The organism is Streptomyces sp. NPDC085927 (genome assembly GCF_044540975.1).
In the GTDB taxonomy this organism is placed as follows: Bacteria; Actinomycetota; Actinomycetes; order Streptomycetales; family Streptomycetaceae; genus Streptomyces; species Streptomyces hirsutus.
Genome location: NZ_JBITSN010000027.1, coordinates 1 through 18,982, shown reverse-complemented (window position 1 = coordinate 18,982; position 18,982 = coordinate 1). Strand labels below are relative to the sequence as shown.

Genomic DNA, 18,982 nt, shown 5'->3' with positions numbered 1-18,982 from the left:
CCTTTTTGAACCCAGGAGTTCCTCCCTTGGTCACCACCGGTCTGTCACCCGCTGCCGATGCCGACGTCGCCCGGGTCACCGAAGCCCTTCACATGATCACTCCGCGCTGGAACGTGCGGATCCTGCTGGTCCTGAACGAGCCTCCGCAGCGGTACACGGAGATCGCGCAGAAGCTGCCCTATCTGCAGAGCGGCCAGCTGCACCCCAAGATCCGCTCTCTGTACGACGCCGGCCTCGCCGAGCGTGTCGAGTACTCCGCGCGCCACGTCACCTACGGCCTCACCCAGCGAGGCCGACAGCTCCTGCCGGCGCTGCCGGTCATCGCAGCCTGGGCCGAGGAACACCTGGAGAAGCCGGAAAGGCCGCTGTCGGCGATCGAGCAGATCGAGGACAGCCTCACTCTGCTCATCCGCCGCCAGGCTCCCGCAATCCTGTGGGTCCTGAAGGCACGGCAGGAGGCGAGCGCCCGGGCCCTGGCCCGCATCGTGTTGCCCAGCATCTACTGGAGCAACATCTACCCGCCGCTGCGCCAGCTCATGGACGACGGCCTGGTGGTGACCTCGGGCAAGGGCCAGCCTTACCGCCTGTCACCGGCCGGCGATGCACTCGGCCGTGTCTTTGGCACGCTCTCCATGTGGTCGGCCGGACGGCCGCTGAACCACGCTGACCAGCACCCGCTGTGGGGCCGTGCGGAACCGGGCACGCTTGCCTCTCCCCGAGTCTGGGCCAGCCACCAGCCCCGGTTCCCGGCCCCTGCCGTCCCACCGGCGCTCGCGGTGCGCACCCAGTCTGCCCGCCGCCCGACCTGGCAGAGCGCCGATCTGTTCTCCCACGCGATGCCGGCCCTGCCGACGGGAGGAGTCCGCCGGTGATATCCGTCCACGCCCCTGACCAGTTCCAGCACGTCTGCGCGAGGCTGGCCTCCGCCGGCCTCATCCGCCTGGTCAGCGAGATCGACGATCACGGGGCCATCCCGCCCCGCGCGCTCGCGCGCACCCTCACGGACCTCGCCCCTCACCACATCCGTCAGGCCGTCGAGCAGGCAGAGAGCCTCGGACTCCTCGACCGCTCCCACTCCGGCCTCGGCCTCACCACCGCCGGAAAGGATCTCGCCGACTTCTACGATCATGCCGCCCGATGGGCCCGGCAGCACAACTACCCCGCGCGGACGTGTGACTTCACCAGTCGTATCCGCCGCACCCTCGCACTGCTGGACCAGCCAGCAGTCAGGGAGCCCCGCCTCCAAGACGGTGACGCTGCTGCCGAACTCCGCCACGTGCACCGGCTGCTCGCCGAATGGGCCGACACGCACCAACTGACGCCAGTTCCCAATTCCTACGGCGTCGCCGCGTGACGCCGGACGCGGTGGCGCGTCCCATGAAGGGCCTCCTGCACAGGATCTATCTGCCACGCGGGGCGGATGCCGCCGCCTTCTCCATGACCACCTACGGCATCCCGCTGCTGGTCCTGGCGACCACCGGGTCCGCGGCCCTGACCGGACTGGCCTTCGCGCTGGAGTGGCTTCCTCGCATCGCAGCCTTCACCGTCGCCGGAACCCTCGTCGACCGCCACGGCCCGGCCCGTGTCTTCCGCGCCGCATGTGTGATGCGAGCCCTGGCCGCCCTCACCGCGGCCGGCGCTCTGACAGCTGTCGAAGCCCGGACGGTGACCGCGACGGTCACAGTGATGCTGCTCGCCGCATCCACCGGCTTCCTCACCGAATTCAGTTACGTGGCAGCCGAGACCGTCGGCGGCGAGGCGAGCCGCAGGGCCGGCGCTCGGGCACACCGCGTGCAGTCCACCCTGATCGCCATCGACCAGACCGCCACCCTCGCCGGGCCCGCCGCATCCGGCCTGCTGCTGGAGCGCGGCGGCCCGGCCGCCATGCTGGGCACGCTCGCAGGTTTCTCACTCCTTGCCGCCGCTCTTGGCCCTCGGGGAGAAAAGACGCCGATCGGCGTGGCCGGCGGCAAGCGGGGACTGCGAATCGGATGGGCGACGCTGCGCTCGCTGCCCACCTTGGCCTGGCTCATAGGCGGCCTGGCCGTCTCCAACGGAGCCATCGCCCTCCTGCAGGCTGCTGTCCCGGTCATCATCGTCACCGAGCTGGACCACTCCAGCACAGACGCCGGACTCATCTGGTCCGCCGCGGCCATCGCCTCTCTGCTCGCCATCACCACAGCCCGCAGGGGGATCGACCAATGGGGCTTGTGGCCGGTCGGCGCCGTCTCCGCCGCCGTCGCAGCCGGAGCGATGCTCGCCATCGCCCACGCCGACACCTACCGCGACTACCTCGTACTGATCGCCGTCCTGATGGCCGGCGAAGGGGGCCTCACAGTCGTCCTGCGCACTGTGCGCTCCCACCTGATTCCAGCCGAAGCCTTCGGCAGCACGCTCGCCGTGACGATCCTGGTGCTCCTGCTGCCGTACCCCGCTGCCGGCCTACTCGTCGCAGTCATCCCGGCCACCCAGCTCGGGCACGCCATCACCGTTGCCGTCGTCCTGCAAGCCGTCGGCCTCGCGGTCGCCTTTGCCCGCCTGCGGAGCCTGCCCGCCGTGCCTTCCTGACTGCCCCCATTACGAAAGGAGCCTTCGACGCTCATGTCCACCAGGACGCAGGGCGGGCTGCCCGGCTTCAATCTCCCGTCCCGGGGCGGCTTGACGATCACCGAGTAGTTCGACGCTTTCGATGCCGACCACCCCTGGGTGTACCGGGCCCTGGAACGGCTCGTCGCCTAACGCCTTGCCACCGGCGCCAAGAGAATCGGGATGAAAGCGCTGTTCGAAGCCTTGCGCTGGCGCCACCCGCACGGCGTGGAGGGCCTCAACAACAACTACACCGCCCTTTACGCGAGGCAGCTGCTGGCCGAGCACCCGGAGTGGTCCTCGGCGATCGAGCTCCGCCGCCGACGCAGCCCGTAAATACACCACCGCAAAACCCTTCCAACCCGCCTGACTCTTTGAGGAGCACCTTCTTGTCTCGTCCCGTCGTCCTGGTCGTCGCCGCTCCGGATGAGGTGTATCGCGGCTACTGCCTGGAATCCGTGGCCGCCGCTTACGACGTCGTACTGATTACGACCGAAGAGCCCTCGTGGGAAGTGCCCTTCATCCGGGACTGCATGGTGGTGCCCGATCCCAGTGACCAGTCGGCGCTCTCCGTGGCCGGCCGAACCCTGGCCGATCGATACGACTTGGCCGGCGTCTTCACCTGGACCGAGTGGTACGTCGTCCCGGTCGCCCGCCTCGCCCGCCGGCTCGGCCTGCCCACCACCCCGCCCGAAGTGATGCAGGCATGCCGCGACAAGGCCACCGCTCGGGCACTGTTCGCCCAGCACGGTGTGCCGTCAGCCGCGTCGGTGAGCGTTCGCAGCCGCCACGAGGCGGAGGCCGCAGCGGAGCGAATCGGCTACCCGGTCGTACTGAAGCCCGCCGCGCACGCGGGCGCCATAGGCGTGCTTCGCGTCGACACCCCCGCGCAGCTGACTGCCGCGTACTGGGCAGCAGCCCGGACAGCCGGGCTGGGGGAGGAGAACGTCAGTGTGCTGGTCGAGGAATACCTTGACGGTCCCGAGATCTCGGTCGAGTGCGTCACCCACCGCGGCGCCACCACGGTGGTCGCGGTCAACCGCAAGACCATCAGCGCACCGCCGTACTTCGAGCAGCTCGCGCACTGTGTCGACGCCGGCGATCCTCTTCTCGACGTGGTCGCCCCCGCCGCACGGGCAGCGATCAGCGCACTGGGCATCACCGACGGCATCAGCCACGTCGAGATGCGCATGGTCGAGGGACGCCCACGCCTCATCGAGGTCAACGGCCGCCTCGCCGGGGACATGATCTGCCACCTGGTCCGCCTCGCCACCGGCATCGATCTGCTTCGCGCCGCAGCCGACATCGCCTGCGACCGCAGACCCGACCTCACCCCCACCCGCTCATCGGCCGCCGCCATCCGGCTGATCTACCCCGAAACCTCCGGCACCCTCACCACGCTCCAGTTCAAGGGTTCACACCCGGAGTGGCTAGAAAGACTGAGCTTCCAGCGGCGCCCTGGCGACCAGCTGGTCCTGCCAGTGGACGGTGGCGACCTGTTCACCGCCCGCATCGGCTTTCTGATCACCACCGGATCCACCGCCGAACAAGCACGTGCCCGCGCCGAACAGGCCGCCCGAAACGTGCGCGTCAAGGTGAGCGGAACCACCTACGCCGTCACCGCAGCGTGAGCACGGTACATGCGTCCTACCGGCGCAGCCGCACCACGCTGATCGGCTACTTCCTTGCCCTCGGGGTGGTGATGGCCGTCTGGGGCGCCAGGATGCCGGCCGTCCAGCAGGTTGCGCACCTGAGTACCGGCCTCCTGGCCGTGGTGCTACTGGCCGCCGCGCTCGGCATGGTGGCCGGGTTGCAGATCGGAGGCCGTCTCGTCCGGCCGGCTCGACTTCCTACCCTGCTCACCTTCGGGACCATCGGCCTGGCCGGGTGTCTCGCAGTCCTGGGCCTGTGCGACAGCCTCTCGTCGCTACTCACGGTAGCTCTCGTCTTCGGTGTCGCCCACGGGGTGCTGGACGTCGCCGCCAACTCTGCGGCCGTGCGCTGTCAGAACGCCTACGGCCGACCCATCATGTCCGGCCTCCACGCCGCCTACTCCATCGGCGCCCTCTGCGGCGCTGTCCTGGCAGCCATCACGGCCCACATCACCCACAGCATCCTCTTCCTCGCAGTGGGCCTTCTGCTGATCGGTGCCACGCTTGCCGGCGGACCAGCGACCCGTTCACTGCGCGGTGCCGATCGCCCGCCTATCGACGTCGAGAACGGCGGCCAGAGCAGAGAGCAGTCAACACTGCCGCCAAGGAGACTGTGGCTTCTGGGTGCTCTGGCCGCCTCCAGCCTGTTGGGTGAGGGAGCCGCCGCCGACTGGGCGGCAGTTCACCTGCACAGCCTGGGCGCTTCGACAGCCGCGAGCGCGTCCGCCTTCGCCCTGTACAGCGGGGCCATGGCATTCGGGCGGCTGACCGGAGACCGGCTCACCGCGGCCTTCGGCGCCTCCGCAGTCGTACGGACTGGCGCCGTCGCCGCCGCGGCCGGGCTGCTCACTGGTGTCGCCAGCTCCAGCACCCCAACGGCCCTGGCCGGCTGGACGGTCTTCGGACTCGGCCTGTCCATCACCGTCCCCTCCCTCATCACCGCTGCCGGAACCGGTGGCCCCAAAGCCGTGGCCACCGTCGCCGTCACCGGCTATCTCGGCCTGCTTGCCGGACCCGCCGTCATCGGTGCCCTCGCCAGCGTGACCTCTCTGTCCACCGCGCTGCTGCTCCCCGTGCTGCTTGCAGCCGCCGTCGCCGCCCTATCACACCGAGCCCTGGAGAAATCCACCCCGTGACCCCACTCCCACGACCCCCGACCTCGACGCCGTGATCCTCGACTACAACGGCGTCATCGGCCGGCAACCCGAACGCGCCCAGTGGCAGCACCTCGCCCACCTCGCTGACTGGCCCGACAACGACATCACGACCTTCCAGAGCGCCTTCTGGAACGCACGCGAGGCATACGACGCCGGCCAGATCAGCGACCTGGCGTTCTGGACCCAGGTCCTCGGCCAGCACCCCGGACCGCGCATGCTGCGCGAACTGCGTGCCGCCGACACCGCGATGTGGACCAGGACGGATGACAGCGTCCTCGCCGTCCTGTGGCGCGCACACCGAAGCCGCCTGCCGATGATCCTGCTGTCCAACGCGCCCCACCCGCTCAGCGATGTCCTCGACACCAGCGACTGGTGTCAGGAGCTGATGACCCGAGCCTTCTACTCGGCCCGGCTTGAGACGTGCAAACCCGATCCGGCTGCCTACCAGTACGCGCTGGAAGCCACAGGAGCCGGCGACGCCGGACGCGTGCTGTTCATCGACGACCGGACCGACAACTGTCGCGCCGCAGAGGACCTCGGACTCAGCACGCTGCACTACACCGGCCAGCCCGCCGCCATAGCGGCAGCTCTCCTGCACACCACTGGCTGACCCTCTGTCCCCACCTCTACAGGAGCCACATGACGTCCGACGACGACCTCCGCACTATCGACGGAGACGTCTATGTCTCCCCTCGTTACCTCGCCGCCACTACCGGGATCGGCGATCCCGCTCTCGCACCGCTGCTGGACCTCGGCTGGAGTCTGCACTACGACGACCTCGGAAACGCCTACGTCCACGCGCCCGACCGCAAGATTCGCGTCGGCTACCTTCCCGAAGGCGAGGACGACGGACTCTGGCGCATCAACGCCTACCGCGACCCCTTCGGCCCACCGGCCTGGGGAGCCTGCTTCAACGACAGATGCCCGACGGAGTTCGTCCGCGCCTTCACCACCACACTCGCCGAGGCATACACCCAAGGGCCAGATGCCTACCTCGTGGCCCCGGACTCCAGCCGTCCAGACCGTGAGCCGTTCCTCGCGGTCGCCCCCCTCATCAAACGGGGCTGGCAACTCGAACGCCCTCGCTGGGGCGCCCTCGCCATCCAGGCACCCGATGGACGCGCCGGCCTGGAGTTCACCACCGGAAATCTCGACCCGGAAACCGAACTGACCACACGCGAGGCCCGCTGGCAGCTGTGGGCAGGGACGTCCATCGACCGCCCCGCCTGGTACGCCACCGCCAGCACCGACACACCCGTGGCCCTGCTGAGGGCGGTTACGGAAAGCGTCTCGGACCCCGCCCCCGTACCCCGATGGCGCAAGGACACGTACAGCTACGTCGAGGGCATGGCCCAGCTCACCCCGATCCTCCCTTCGGCCCCGCCAGCTCCCACGCCGCTCGATGTTGCGCGCGTCGCCTCTCGTCGCCCGACCGCGCTGCCAGCCTCCAGCGTCCCGCGCTGGACCACGTCCAGCCGCCCTACTCTGCCCGGCTCTCGCCGGTAACACTCCACTCGTCTCCTACTGGGAGCCCTCTTGTCCTTCCAGGCTGCCGAGTTCTTCGCTGAGTTGTGCCTGCCCTTCACCGAAAGCACCGTCGTCGGCAACACGTACTACGCCATTCCCGCCCCGGGCGGGCCTCTGCGGCTGAGTCTCAGCTTCACACGCACCATCCACGCCGACACGTATGGCGGTCTGCGTGCGGCCGTAATCCACGCTGACCGGGGCGAGATCGACACCGTGGCCCTCAGCTTCTTGGACCACGGCACCTTCCACCGCCGTGACGAAGCCCTCAACACCCTGCGCGGCAGCAGCAAGTACGGCACGTTCGACAAGTACCACCGAACTGATCAACCACCCTGGGCAGGCGCGGTCACCATCGGACTGCGAGACGCGATCCAGCGGTACACCCACGTTTGGTTTCCCGGCGCCTGGGCGGCGTCCGCGTCGAGCCGAGCTATCGCGAGTAGTGCCCGCAATACCCCGCACCCACCTCCTGCCCACGGTGCAGGACGCACTCGCTGAAGAGCTGCGGTGCCACCATCATCAAGAAGGGGCCTGACGAGGACACCCTTTCAGAGCGCTTCATTCCCTCTCCTTGACGCTACCGGCCAGGAGGCCGACCGAGGCCGGCTGATGTGCAGGGGGACAGCTGACCTGATGCGTACATGGAAAACTCGTTGACATGAGGGAAACAGCACCGCTGCCTCAGCTTCCCGAGAGAATCTGTGACCAGCGTTGACAGGATTGAGCGAGACGCGTGGACTCGGTTCGAGGAGAAAGACGGCAAGTCGCGGACCGGGTCAGACTGCATCTCTTATGCTCTACGGTCCATGCCGGGGTAGGCGCGGATCTCCTTGGGAAGGTACGCCGGTATGACCGCCATCTTCGTATCCGTCGTGGGTGTGCTGGGCACCGTCATGGGAGCCGCCCTCACTGCCTTCATTGCAGCTCGTACGGAACAGCGCAGAGAAAGATCACAGGACCGGGTGCAGCTGAATGAACTGCGGGGCGAGCATCAGCGATGGCGCCGTGAACGCCGACAAGCTGCTTACCTCTCCTTCCTCGAAGCGTTAGGGGCCGCTGACCGAGACAACCAAGCCTTCTTCCACAAACTGCGGTCCAGACGCTCTTCGGTTCCGCTCGACGAGACGCGGATCGCTACGATCAGAATGAAGTTCAAGGATGCCGAGAGCGCGGGACTCGTGGTGATCCTGGAAGGTCCCAAGACCGTCGCGGAGGCATCCCAGAACCTTGTCGATCAGCTGTCTTATCTGATCCAAGGTGTTCGGGAGTACGCGGAAGCAGTCGCGGGGGACGGCCTTGTCGATGAGGGCGGCGCTGTGCACGAGGCCGGCATGGAATTCGTAGCAAAACGAAAAACATTTCTTGGCTTGGCCAGGGACGTGCTTGATGAGATGGCCACGCATGTCCAAATCGTCCCCGAAGCTCAGCTTCGTGATTACTGAGGTTGAACTCGTGGTGTCGTAGGGGCTGACGGCTGGCCGTCGGCCGCGGTATCACCGGAGGCACGCGGTATCCACAAGGGAGCGGGCTGACCGCCGAACGTCGGCAGTTCTTGATCCCCAGATCGGCGGCAACCGACCTGATCGTTGCCCCGGGCCGCGACTGGTACAGCGCGACCGCGTCCGCCTTGAACTGCGGCGGATAGTTCTTCATGACCACGGGATGTCCGTTCTCAGATCCTCAGGATCCAGTGTGTCGTGTGTCCAACATCAGGGGTCAAGGCCTTCCATCGCATGGCCGCACTACATCGTCCTGCCAGCTGACCGGCAAACCCTGACGGCCTACGACCGGAAAGACCCTGGAAAACCAGACCACCGCGCTGGTCTCCGCCCTGCCCGAACACCGAAAATCGCGTCGGCCGCCCGACAGCAGTTCCCCCTCAACGACTCCTCATCGTCCCAACCAAAACAGCGAGGTTAAGGGATCGTAGAGAATCAAGGTGTTGCTTCCCTTGATGCGGCTCGTTGTTGTGGTATGGGCATCTCCGACGAGATTCGTGGTCAACTTGCTGTGAGGTTCGAGGTGTTGTTCCCACACCTCGACGAGCGGCAGCGGCGGCTGATGATGGGGGCCGAGGCCCGAATCCTGGGCCACGGCGGTATCCGGGCGGTCGCGCGGGCGGCCCAGGTCAGCGAGACGACGGTCCGCAAGGGCGTGGACGAGCTGGAGACCGGCGAGGAACCCCTGGGCCGGGTACGCAGACTTGGTGGTGGCCGGAAGCGGTCCGCGGATCTTGATCCGGGTCTTCGGCCCGCACTGCTGGCACTGGTGGAACCCGATGAACGGGGTGATCCGATGTCGCCGCTGCGCTGGACGGTGAAGTCGACCAGGAGCCTGGCGGCCGAGCTCACCGGTCAGGGGCACCGGGTGAGCGCGGACACGGTCGGGGACCTGCTGCGGGAGGAGGGCTTCAGCCTGCAGGCCGGCGCCAAGACCCTCGAGGGCAGGCAGCACCCGGACCGTGACGCCCAGTTTCGCTACATCAACGATCAGGCCAGAGGGCACATGGGCGCCGGTCAGCCGGTGATCAGCGTGGATACGAAGAAGAAGGAACTGGTCGGCGACTACAAGAACGCGGGCCGCCAGTGGCGGCCGGCCGGTGAACCGGCTCTGGTCAAGACACACGACTTCCTGGACCGGCAGGGACCGGGCAAGGCGATCCCCTACGGGATCTATGACATCGCCTCGAACACCGGCTGGGTCAGTGTCGGCACCGATCACGATACCGCCGCGTTCGCCGTCGCCTCCATCCGCCGCTGGTGGCAGGCCCGCGGCCGGCACGACTACCCGGCTGCCACCCGTCTGCTGACCACCGCGGACGCAGGCGGGTCCAACGGCTACCGCACCCGCACCTGGAAGACCGAACTCGCCGCCCTGGCCGCCGAGACGAATTTGGACATCACGGTCTGCCACATGCCGCCGGGCACCTCGAAGTGGAACAAGATCGAGCATCGGCTGTTCTCCCACATCTCCATGAACTGGCGCGGCCGCCCGCTGACCAGCCACGACGTCATCGTGAACAGCATCGCGGCAACCACCACCCGCACCGGGCTGACCGTCCACGCCGAACTCGACCCGGGCACCTACGACACCGGCATCAAGGTCACCGACAGCGACATCGACGCTCTGCCCATGCACCGGCACCGTTTCCACGGCGACTGGAACTACACCCTCCACCCCCCACCTCGCGACACCACCAACGCAGCCACGACCCCACCGCCGGCCGGCGGCCCCTCTCCGCAGCCCTGCACCGGGCGCCTGCGCAACCCGGAGCTGACCGGCATGCCCGAACCGGCGCTGGACGAACTCATCGACCAATTGGCCCCGAAGCTGGATGAGTTACGTGAGCAAGGACGGCTCCGGCAGCGAGGAGGCCAGCGCATCCGTGCACGGGGCGCTGGGGCCAGGGACAAGCTGACCACCGCCGACAGAGTCCTGGCCACCGTGCTCTACCTGCGCAAACTCGGCACCCGCAACCTGCTCGCCCAGCTCTTCGGAGTCAACACCAGCACCCTCACCAGGGCCGTTCACCAAGTCCAGCCCATTCTGGCTGAGCACGGCTGCACCATCCCACCCTCGACAGCCAGATTCCGGACACCTGCTGACGTCACCGCGTTCCTCGCCAACAGCAGCCCCACGAAGATCAAACCAGCATGTTGATTCTCTGCGAGCCCTAACGAGCTTGTGCACGGTAGGCGGTGAGGCGTCGGGCTCCTGAGCATCGATCATGGTTGTGTGGTGGGGAACGAGACTCGTGCGGCGATCATCGGTGACCGGAGGATCACGGGCCTGTCGGCCGATGTGATCGCTGAACTCGTCGCAGAGTTGGGCCCGTTGTGGCATGGACGACACCAGGCCAGGCTTGCATCCAAGCCGCGGAAGCGGGCCGTGGGCGCCGGCGCGAAGCACCGACTGGTCTTCGTCGACCGGCTCCTGGCCACCCTCGTCCACCTCCGACACGGGGCCACGCACGACGTGCTGGCCTGCTGGTTCGGCGTGGACCGCTCCACCATCACCCGCTCCATCGGCGAGGTGCGGCCCCTGCTCGCCGAACGCGGCTGCACCGTCAGCGCCGGTGTGCGGCTGCGGACCCTGGCCGAGGTCGTCGATCACCTCGGCGCCAGCGGGAAAACCGGCATCATCGACGGCACCGAGATCCGCGTTCGACGCCCGGCCGCCGGACGCAAGGACCGGGACAAGTTCATCTCCGGCAAGAACAAGCAGAACGCCGTCAAGACCATGGTCGTCACGGACGGAGACGGGCGGGTGCTGTTCTGCAGCCCGACCACGCCGGGAAGCTGCGCGGACATCACCCACGCCCGCCAGCTGGCACTGATCAAGCTCTTGGCCCAGGCTCCTGCGGTGGAGATCCTCGCCGACGCCGGCTACCAGGGGCTGGGCGCGCAGACCGGCGGACGAGTGATCACCCCGCCGCACCGCAAGTTCAAGAAGAACGCCCCCGACTGGTACGAGGAGATGCACGAGCGACAGCGCAAGGCGCACTCCTCACGACGTATCCGCGTCGAACACGGCATCGCCCACCTGAAGAACTGGCGGGCACTGGCCCGCCACCTCGGCCGCCGAGAGCACATCAGTGACACCGTCCAGGCCGTCGCCGGACTGCTGTCCCATCAGCAGACCACGGACCTGACGTCAGCACGATCGATGTGAACACCGAGCCCTGCCGCGATCCTCGACGCCTCACCGCCTACCGTGCACGAGCTCGTAGGGCCTGTTGCGAAAGTGGAGTTGTCGGACTGGACGTGCCCTGCGGCAGGTACTGTTTCATGTCAGGCTCTGGGGGACCGCTGCCCCTGGGGACTGTCAGTTGCAATCGGGAAGCTGCGCAGTGTCAGCGCAGTCGGCGGGGGCAGCGGTTTGTTGGCCGGGTCGGTGCGGAACGACTGGAGCAGATAGGCCACCAGGCGCCGGGACGCTGCACCATCATCCGGTAGAGCGGTCACCAGACCGCTGTGTGCCAACAGGACCACGGTGAGGTCGGAGGGGTGAAAATCGGCCCGCAGCGCGCCCGCCGCCTGGGCCCTGCGTACCAGGGTCGTGAAGTCCCGCTCGGCTCGTTGCCGGGACTGCGCGTGTTCCGAAGTGCTTTCCGGGAAGGCCGCGACGAACGCGGCCGGGAACCCGCGTTCCTCCCGTTGCAGAGCGCAGACCGTCTCGACCAGCTGCTGGAAGCCTTGCCACGGGTCAGGGGCGGCCAGAGCCTCGGTGAGCGCCCGCGCGCAGGTCTCCATCTGCTGCGCGAACGCGCCCCGCACCAGAGCGTCCCGGGTCGGGAAATGCCGGTACAGCGTCGCCACGCCGACCCCGGCCCGACGGGCCACGGTCGCCATCGGGGCGTCGATCCCGTACTCCGCAAAGACCGCACGGGCGGCGACGAGGACCCGCTCCCGGTTGCGCCGGGCGTCCGCCCGCACCCCGTCCCGGGCTGTGATCCGAGAGGATTCCGCAATCACTGTCTCTCGCTTCCGGTCCAAGTGGACGATTGCGTCCACTTAAGAGCTTACGGTCGATGCCAGATCCCTGTACGGCCCCCGGCGACAAAGGCAGAACGATGAGCGACCGCATGATGAAGGCAGTGCTCTACGACCGCTACGGCGGCCCCGATGTGCTCTACACGGGCTGCGTGCCACGCCCTGAGCCGGCCCCCGGGAAGGTCCTTGTGAAGGTGCGCGCGTTCAGCGTCAACGGCGGCGAACTGGCAGCCCGTGCCGGCCGCCTCCGCCTCCTGAGCGGCCGGAAATTCCCCAAGCGCGTCGGCTTGGACTTCACCGGCGAGGTCGCCGCGCTGGGGGCCGGAGTCACACGGTTCGCGGCCGGCGACCGCGTATGGGGGGTCTTGGGCCGCACCTCCGGCTTCGGCAGCGCCGCCGAGTACGTGACCGTGCCCACCGAGCGGGTCGGCCGGCTCCCCGACGGCCTTGACCTGGTGGACGCCGCCGCACTGCCGGTGGCCACCACGGCCATCACCGCGCTGCGGGACAAAGCCGGGCTGCGCCCCGGCGAACGACTCCTCGTCCGGGGCGCGGCGGGCGGTGTCGGCAACGCTGCCGTCCAGCTCGGACGGGCGTACGGTGCCGAGGTCACGGCCCTGGCCCGCGCAGCCAACCTCGACTTCGTCCGCGGGCTCGGCGCGCACAAGGCTGTCGACCACCGGGCCGTGCGGCCGGCGGAGTTGGGCCGCTTCGACGTGGTCCTGGACACCGCGGGGACTGACCTGCGGGCCTTCCGGCGCCTACTGAATCCCGGCGGGCGTATGGTCACCATCGCCTTCGACCTGAAATGGCCCGCTGCGTCGCTCGGCTACCTCGCGGCCAGCACGCTCCACGGACACGGTCGGGTGCGCTTCTTCAGCGGCAACCCCACGCGGGCGGACTTTGACGACCTCGCCCGCCATGTGGCCGAGGGCAAGCTGGGCCCTGCGGTGGACACGGTCTTCCCCCTGGAGGAGACAGCAGCGGCACACCAGGCGCTGGAGGCGGGCGGCGTCCAGGGCAAGTACGTGGTCAGGGTCGCGTAGGACATCTGTGGAGGTGCTGATCACAGCCACTCATCCGAAACCGGCCAGGATGGCCGCGGAAGCATCAGGAAGTCATGACGGCTCGGTCGGACTCGCTGCGCAGAACGCAGAATTCGTTGCCTTCGGGATCAGCAAGGACTCCCCAGCCAGAGCCATCGGGATTCCGGCGATCGGTGACAAGGGTGGCACCGAGGCCCAGCAGCCGTTCCACCTCCTGCTCACGCGAAGTCCCTGGGCGCAGACACAGATGGATCCGGTTCTTGATCGTCTTACCCTCGGGCACCTGGTTGAAGTGCAGCACCGGGCCCTCCGCCAGCAGCACCTGCACCTCCGGATCACCCGGTTTGTCCTCCGGATGCAGCGGACGGCCGGTCACTCTGCTCCAGAACCGGGCCAGCTCGTAGGCATCCGCACAGTCAATCGCCACGTTCTGCAATACCGAGACCATGCGCGCGAGCCTTCCTAATTCCCACTCCAGACGCCACCGAGTTGCGCTCGCTCTTCGCGCACACAGCCCAGGCACCTGGCAGCTCTTTCGATACACGCCCTAAAAGTCAGGCGTCCTGCTGCCTTGGTCCACCGGCAGGGCTGGCCGCCTGCTCCTGGACTACGACCTCTTCGGCTTACACCGGCTGCACGGGGCCAGTCCCGCTTTCAAAGCCTCGTACAGGGTAATCTTCTCCGGCCTGTTCGTCGGGCGGCAGCGCTCGTCTACATCCGCGTGGTAGACGGTGCCGCGCCCCACTGGGCCGCTGGGCGCCTGCCACCACTGCGACACGACCACCTTCGTGTCCAACTGGCTCAGTTGACACTGCACTTGTTCCAGCTCGGCCGCCAGTTCCTGCTGGCGTTCGCGGAGCCGTGTGCGTGCGGCGGTGGCAGATTCCATCTGGCGTACGGGGCCTCTCGCGGTGGGCTGGGCGCCATCGACGCGCTCCGCCTGAACGTACACCGTGGGCTGTGCCACTGACTTGGTCGTGCAGTGGTCACTCGCTGCTGCGTCTGATGTGAGCTTATCGCTGATCAAGCGGGTCGGTTCGGCGATGGGTGATCGACGGCTTCCTGATTGCACCTCAACACCCCTACTAATAGACGTGGCTCAAACGTAGACAGACGACGCATCGCCCGCTAGCGTTCTCGTTAGATACATGTCTATTGGTAGGGGAGGAATCTTGCGGATCACCGTCACAGTTGAGGATCCGACCAGCGACTTCCAGGAAAGGCTCCTCGCTCTCCTTCAGGAGCACGCGGGCCAGGTCGACGTCGACACAGCCTGGACCGTCGAACGCGCCTTGCAATACTACCGCACCCTGCCTAAGCGAGCCCGCGACATCGTCCTGGGCGCGGTCGCCAACGACGGGTTCGTCAGCGACGACGAACTTCGCACCGACGGCAGCAGCCTCCGAGGCCACAGCGGCGCCCTCAAACGCGTCCTGGAACGCGGCGTCCGTGAGCAGTGGTGGCCGGCCGGGATGCAGGCCCCGATTCAGGCGCAGGGGCCGGGCTTCGGCAAGGTGAAGGGCTACCGCATGCCTGACGACCTCGTACTGACCTTCTTCACCGCCATCGACCGCTACAACAAGCAGAAATGAGAACCCGCCTGTGAGCACCGAAGGGCTGACTGGGGTGAAGGCCGGCGACAGCTTCATCCTCGCGACGAACAACCGATACCGCGACAACGAGAACGTCACCGTCTCCTGCGTCGGCAGGCAGTACCTGTAGATCTCTGTCGACGGCCGCGAGCGCTTCGTCCGCGCGGCGGGTGCCGAGGACACCAAGTATGGATCTGTGCAGCAGCTGTACACACAGGAGCAGCTCGAGGAGCAGGCACTGCAGGCGTCCTTGTTCGCAAAACCTCGGGAGGTTGGGATCGACTTCCAGCACGGCGGGCGCGCTGCCCTACCGACGGACAAGCTGCGAGCGCTGCTGTTCGTCATGGAGGAAGTCCCTGCCGACCGCGCCAACGAGAAGTGAGGACACTGACCATGGCCACGTACCAGGTTGACGGGACGGTACGCAGCCACCCCGGCCCCGACGACTGGGCGCCCATCCTGGCCACTGACGACCTGGTCGAAGCCACCCGTGTCGTCCACGAGTCCGAGGGGGCGTTCTGTCGCCGCCTCGCCGAGGACGGCCACATCGTGCTCCCCCGAGTCTGACCGAACGCAAAGGTGCCCCGGCCTGAGGTAAGCAGGCCGGGGCACCGTCATGCACTGTACCTACGCGTTGAACGATCCGCCCCGGGCGATTTCCTCCGCATACTGCGTCAGCTCCGGGTCCGTGATCGACCCTCCCCCCGACACCAGCGCGTACCGATTCACCAGCTCCGCCTTCACCTCGTCCACCGGGCGGCCCTCGAACTCACGGCACATGCCGTTCAGCATCTTCACCACCTCGGACCGGACCTGCGCGCTCGCGGCTGGCCCCAGCTTCCGCTGCGCCTCCGCCTGGACATGGCGCTCCAGTCGCCGCTGGTCACCGGCCTTCATCGTGAACTTCGCCTTCTGAGCCATAGGGCATCCTCCCCGCAGGGACTACCTGGCGCGTGTGAACCCCTGCGGCTCACGGCAGTCCGAACCTGGATCAACGGTACGAGGGACCACTGACAATGGCGTCGAGAGGCGTCGGGATCAGGAAAGTGTCCAGCGTCACAGTGAGCCTGTCGAGCAGTTAGATGACGGTGAGAACCAGTGGGATCCCGTGAGAACTAGTGAGATCTAGTAAGGCGAAACAGTCACTTCAATGCGACTAGCAGTGACTGGTCGCGCACAGCAGGCGAAGTTGTGGTCCTTGAGGTCTTCGACTCTATGCACCGTCTATACACTCGGGAGAAGCAGAAGGAGCCCATCCCCGACGCGGTTTCTCAGGCCTGGTGTCGGGAGGGCTCCCTGCGCGATGTCCGATCCCCTTAGAAAAGATTGGAACACCGAATGCAGAGTAACAAGGACCTGGGCGGCGTGGACAGGTGGATGACCCAGGCCATCGCCTATATGCGCCGCTACCTGCGGAAATGGCCCACCAGCTACGCACGCACTGTCCACGACCAGATGATCAGCGGCGCCTCCTACGCCCTTGGTAGCGGCGCCGTCAGCGTCATCATCCTCTGGCTCGAAGCCCGCCGATAGCCGCGAACAGATCCAGGATGGGCCCCACAGATCCCGCATCTGTGGGGCCCATCTCTGGCCCCTGCGCGCAGATGAAAACCTGCCTGCGCCGCACACGCCCGCGCGGGATCATCGCGGGGGCAGCGCCGAGGAAGGATCGGAATGTGCAACATCCCGCGAGTTCGCCGTGCTCCTCGGTTCCTCGGTATGGGGCCTGACCAGGCACCTCGTCGCTCTCGGCCGGTGCGTCCGTGGAGGGATCATGATGGCTCTTCAGGAATCCCGAAGGTCCATAACGATCTATGCGGATCCATCGCTTCTGTCTGCCGGGCTGACCTGTGGCAACGGGAGATGACAGCCAGGACGAACCCGCGGGATGTCGCACGTCAGGCGGACCGGTGAAGTGCCAGGGAGACCGGACGGAACCGGCAGGATCATGACCGCTCGCGTCCGGTAGTCCCGGAGCCTAGGGCTCCTGGGTGGTTGATCCGTCGTTCGAGGTGGATCTCGGTGAAGACAGCGACCTTGGCGCGCAGAGCCCAGGGGTCGAAGGGCTTGCTGATGTAGTCGACCGCTCCGGCCGCGTATCCGCGGGCCGTGTGCTCGGGGTCGATACCCATCGCCGTAAGGAAAATGATCGGGACATCCCGGTTGCGGGGCCGGCGCTTGATGTGAGCGGCGGTCTCGTAGCCGTCCATCTCCGGCATCTGCACGTCCATGATGATGACGGCGAAGTCATCGTGGTGGAGCAGGGCCTTGAGCGCGTCTCGGCCGGAGGAGACCGTGACGAGCTCTTGGTCCAAGGTCTCCAGCACCGCTGTCATGGCAAGCAGGTTGTCGGGCTGGTCGTCCACGACCAGGACCTTCGGCATGAGCTGGGGCTGAGGCAAGGGCGGAGCCCCAGGGCGTTCGACGGCTTCGAGTTGACGCTCCAGCAGGTCGCAGCGCGCCTCCGCGGCCGCCCGCTGCTCCTGTGCCGCCTGTAGTTCGTTTCCCAGCCGAGTCACCTCCTGCCGCAGGACGTCGCGCTCCCCCAGCAGTTCCGAGACGTCGGGGTGGGCTGCTGCTAGCTGGCCGGCGCGAGCACGCTCTGCGGTGAGCGCCGCTTCCATCTGATTCAGTCGCACCTCCAGGTCGGCGATGCGGTGCTTACGGTCCAGCAGAGCGTCGCCCAGGACGTCACCACGGACGCTGGAGCGGCGCGAGACGTGGTCGGCGTCGGCCAGCTGCTGCTCGATGATCTGCACAGCGTGCTTCGGGGAGGAGTTGGCATCGAACGCCGACCCATAGAGTCCGCGTACGTACTCGATGGTCTCGGGGGTGACGGTGGTGCCGCGGTGCTCAGCAAGATCGGCGAGCATGTCCATGATCACTGGCCAGGGGGGTAAGCGGGTCCCGTTGAGGTAGCGGGAGAACGTGCCAGGGTCGCGCTGGCGCCTGGCCGCGTACCGACGCACCGACACACCCAGCCCCTCGAACAGCTCCCGTAGAACCTCGGCGAGCGCACGGGACTCCTGCGTCAGGTCCTGGCCCAACGGCCGCAATTCACCCATGGTCGTGCGCCTCCCCGCAGGCGTCGCCGGTTTCGGAGGCGACCAGACGGTCGAAGAACGGTATCGACAGCCCGGTGACGGCGAGTCCGGCGAGTACGCCCCGCGCGACGCCCTCCCCTGCCAGCCAGGTCAGCATCCCTGCTGCCCCGCCGCTGAGCGCTGCGAGCAGGAATAGCAAGGCTGTTCTCAACGGCAACAATGGCCGATCCACGCGATTCTCCATTCATCCGTTCCTCGCCCGGAGGTTGGGAGAGGTGCCCCGCCCAGCGAGACCGCCAAGTGGGTGACACACAGCATGGAGTGTCACGATCCCGTTGCAGTGCGTAATTAAGGAAGGAGGCAACGAGAACCGCCGTTGCGACGAGCTCGTCGCAACGCGAAACCGCCGTTTGTGCAGATCAGGGCGCCGACCCGGCTGAGCGTTGCCAATGTGTTGCTGTGCAACGTTGGCAACGCGGTGAGGCGCAAGGGGCAACACCTTTCCTGAGCCCAACGGCACGAAGACGACGTCCACGTGGGCCTGTTCCCGGAGGGCCCGCTCGCGGTGCCCGTGGCTCGTGGTGGAGCACCGGACGTGTCAGATGATTGCCCGGTGACCAAGGACATGAGTACGAGTGACGGCACGGCCGCAGCTGCCGGTGCGGTGGACGGTGGGAATCACCGCCTGACATCGGAGAGCTCACCGGCCTGGCGGGGGTAGAACCGAATGTCTTCTCCATCCTGACTGTGCGACATCCCGCGAGTTCGCCGTGCCCCTCGGTTCCTCGGCGTGGGGCCTGACCAGGCACCTCATCGCCCTCGACTTGTGCGTCTATGTAGGGATCATGATGGCCCTTCAGGAATCTTGAGGGCCCATCATGATCTA

Annotated in this window: 22 protein-coding genes; 17 read left to right on the top strand and 5 right to left on the bottom strand. The window is 67.1% G+C overall.

The window, feature by feature from the left end:
- Positions 1-26 precede the first annotated feature (26 nt).
- The 12 genes from ACIF80_RS36100 to ACIF80_RS36045 all read left to right on the top strand — a co-directional run bounded on the left by ACIF80_RS36100 (position 27) and on the right by ACIF80_RS36045 (position 11,593).
- Positions 27-872, top strand: a complete 846-nt coding sequence (locus ACIF80_RS36100) for a winged helix-turn-helix transcriptional regulator (RefSeq protein WP_399812901.1) — start codon at positions 27-29, stop codon at positions 870-872.
- Positions 869-1,354, top strand: coding sequence for a hypothetical protein (locus tag ACIF80_RS36095; protein WP_399812898.1), 486 nt, complete (start codon positions 869-871; stop codon positions 1,352-1,354). The genes ACIF80_RS36100 and ACIF80_RS36095 overlap by 4 nt, the downstream gene beginning before the upstream one ends.
- 23 nt (positions 1,355-1,377) lie before the next feature.
- Entirely contained in the window at positions 1,378-2,568 is a 1,191-nt protein-coding gene (locus tag ACIF80_RS36090; protein WP_399812974.1) for an MFS transporter, read from the top strand.
- 201 nt (positions 2,569-2,769) lie between these two features.
- The gene (locus ACIF80_RS36085; RefSeq protein WP_399812895.1) at positions 2,770-2,922 is read left to right on the top strand and encodes a hypothetical protein; all 153 of its coding nucleotides are present in this window, start codon (positions 2,770-2,772) and stop codon (positions 2,920-2,922) included.
- Positions 2,923-2,975: 53 nt separating this feature from the next.
- Positions 2,976-4,217: an acetyl-CoA carboxylase biotin carboxylase subunit family protein gene (locus ACIF80_RS36080; protein ID WP_399812893.1), complete on the top strand. Its 1,242-nt coding sequence runs from the start codon at positions 2,976-2,978 to the stop codon at positions 4,215-4,217.
- Complete coding sequence (locus ACIF80_RS36075) at positions 4,214-5,374, top strand: MFS transporter (protein ID WP_399812891.1); 1,161 nt, start codon at positions 4,214-4,216, stop codon at positions 5,372-5,374. Before ACIF80_RS36080 ends, ACIF80_RS36075 begins: the two co-directional genes overlap by 4 nt.
- A gap of 31 nt (positions 5,375-5,405) precedes the next feature.
- Complete coding sequence (locus ACIF80_RS36070) at positions 5,406-6,005, top strand: HAD-IA family hydrolase (RefSeq protein WP_399812888.1); 600 nt, start codon at positions 5,406-5,408, stop codon at positions 6,003-6,005.
- Positions 6,006-6,034: 29 nt separating this feature from the next.
- Positions 6,035-6,901, top strand: a complete 867-nt coding sequence (locus ACIF80_RS36065) for a DUF317 domain-containing protein (RefSeq protein WP_399812885.1) — start codon at positions 6,035-6,037, stop codon at positions 6,899-6,901.
- Positions 6,902-6,931: 30 nt separating this feature from the next.
- Positions 6,932-7,420: a hypothetical protein gene (locus ACIF80_RS36060; protein WP_399812883.1), complete on the top strand. Its 489-nt coding sequence runs from the start codon at positions 6,932-6,934 to the stop codon at positions 7,418-7,420.
- A 350-nt stretch (positions 7,421-7,770) separates the two neighbouring features.
- Positions 7,771-8,364, top strand: a complete 594-nt coding sequence (locus ACIF80_RS36055) for a hypothetical protein (RefSeq protein ID WP_399812880.1) — start codon at positions 7,771-7,773, stop codon at positions 8,362-8,364.
- Positions 8,365-8,896: 532 nt separating this feature from the next.
- On the top strand, positions 8,897-10,582 hold the full coding sequence (locus tag ACIF80_RS36050) for an ISAzo13 family transposase (protein WP_399812877.1): 1,686 nt from the start codon (positions 8,897-8,899) through the stop codon (positions 10,580-10,582).
- A 228-nt stretch (positions 10,583-10,810) separates the two neighbouring features.
- Complete coding sequence (locus tag ACIF80_RS36045) at positions 10,811-11,593, top strand: transposase family protein (RefSeq protein ID WP_399812874.1); 783 nt, start codon at positions 10,811-10,813, stop codon at positions 11,591-11,593.
- Between the two features lie 119 nt (positions 11,594-11,712).
- On the opposite strand, the gene ACIF80_RS36040 is transcribed toward ACIF80_RS36045, so the two are convergent.
- The gene (locus ACIF80_RS36040) at positions 11,713-12,393 is read right to left on the bottom strand and encodes a TetR/AcrR family transcriptional regulator (protein ID WP_399812971.1); all 681 of its coding nucleotides are present in this window, start codon (positions 12,391-12,393) and stop codon (positions 11,713-11,715) included.
- Positions 12,394-12,494: 101 nt separating this feature from the next.
- Here ACIF80_RS36040 and ACIF80_RS36035 point away from each other — a divergent pair, with 101 nt between their 5' ends.
- Complete coding sequence (locus ACIF80_RS36035; protein WP_399812871.1) at positions 12,495-13,460, top strand: NAD(P)-dependent alcohol dehydrogenase; 966 nt, start codon at positions 12,495-12,497, stop codon at positions 13,458-13,460.
- A 64-nt stretch (positions 13,461-13,524) separates the two neighbouring features.
- On the opposite strand, the gene ACIF80_RS36030 is transcribed toward ACIF80_RS36035, so the two are convergent.
- A complete protein-coding gene (locus tag ACIF80_RS36030) occupies positions 13,525-13,908 on the bottom strand; it encodes a VOC family protein (RefSeq protein ID WP_399812868.1) in 384 nt (127 codons plus the stop codon).
- 724 nt (positions 13,909-14,632) lie between these two features.
- On the opposite strand from ACIF80_RS36030, the gene ACIF80_RS36025 reads away from it, so the two are divergent.
- The 3 genes from ACIF80_RS36025 to ACIF80_RS36015 all read left to right on the top strand — a co-directional run bounded on the left by ACIF80_RS36025 (position 14,633) and on the right by ACIF80_RS36015 (position 15,619).
- Positions 14,633-15,052: a hypothetical protein gene (locus ACIF80_RS36025; protein WP_399812866.1), complete on the top strand. Its 420-nt coding sequence runs from the start codon at positions 14,633-14,635 to the stop codon at positions 15,050-15,052.
- A 196-nt stretch (positions 15,053-15,248) separates the two neighbouring features.
- Entirely contained in the window at positions 15,249-15,434 is a 186-nt protein-coding gene (locus tag ACIF80_RS36020; protein WP_399812864.1) for a hypothetical protein, read from the top strand.
- Positions 15,435-15,445: 11 nt separating this feature from the next.
- Entirely contained in the window at positions 15,446-15,619 is a 174-nt protein-coding gene (locus tag ACIF80_RS36015) for a hypothetical protein (protein ID WP_399812861.1), read from the top strand.
- Between the two features lie 60 nt (positions 15,620-15,679).
- Here ACIF80_RS36015 and ACIF80_RS36010 read toward each other — a convergent pair whose 3' ends face one another.
- Positions 15,680-15,973 (bottom strand): hypothetical protein, encoded by a 294-nt coding sequence (locus ACIF80_RS36010; protein WP_399812858.1) that lies wholly within the window; start codon positions 15,971-15,973, stop codon positions 15,680-15,682.
- Between the two features lie 417 nt (positions 15,974-16,390).
- On the opposite strand from ACIF80_RS36010, the gene ACIF80_RS36005 reads away from it, so the two are divergent.
- The gene (locus ACIF80_RS36005) at positions 16,391-16,585 is read left to right on the top strand and encodes a hypothetical protein (protein ID WP_399812855.1); all 195 of its coding nucleotides are present in this window, start codon (positions 16,391-16,393) and stop codon (positions 16,583-16,585) included.
- A gap of 413 nt (positions 16,586-16,998) precedes the next feature.
- Here ACIF80_RS36005 and ACIF80_RS36000 read toward each other — a convergent pair whose 3' ends face one another.
- Both ACIF80_RS36000 and ACIF80_RS35995 read right to left on the bottom strand, forming a co-directional pair.
- The gene (locus ACIF80_RS36000; RefSeq protein ID WP_399812852.1) at positions 16,999-18,117 is read right to left on the bottom strand and encodes a two-component system response regulator; all 1,119 of its coding nucleotides are present in this window, start codon (positions 18,115-18,117) and stop codon (positions 16,999-17,001) included.
- The gene (locus ACIF80_RS35995; protein ID WP_399812849.1) at positions 18,110-18,295 is read right to left on the bottom strand and encodes a hypothetical protein; all 186 of its coding nucleotides are present in this window, start codon (positions 18,293-18,295) and stop codon (positions 18,110-18,112) included. Before ACIF80_RS35995 ends, ACIF80_RS36000 begins: the two co-directional genes overlap by 8 nt.
- Positions 18,296-18,982 lie beyond the last annotated feature (687 nt).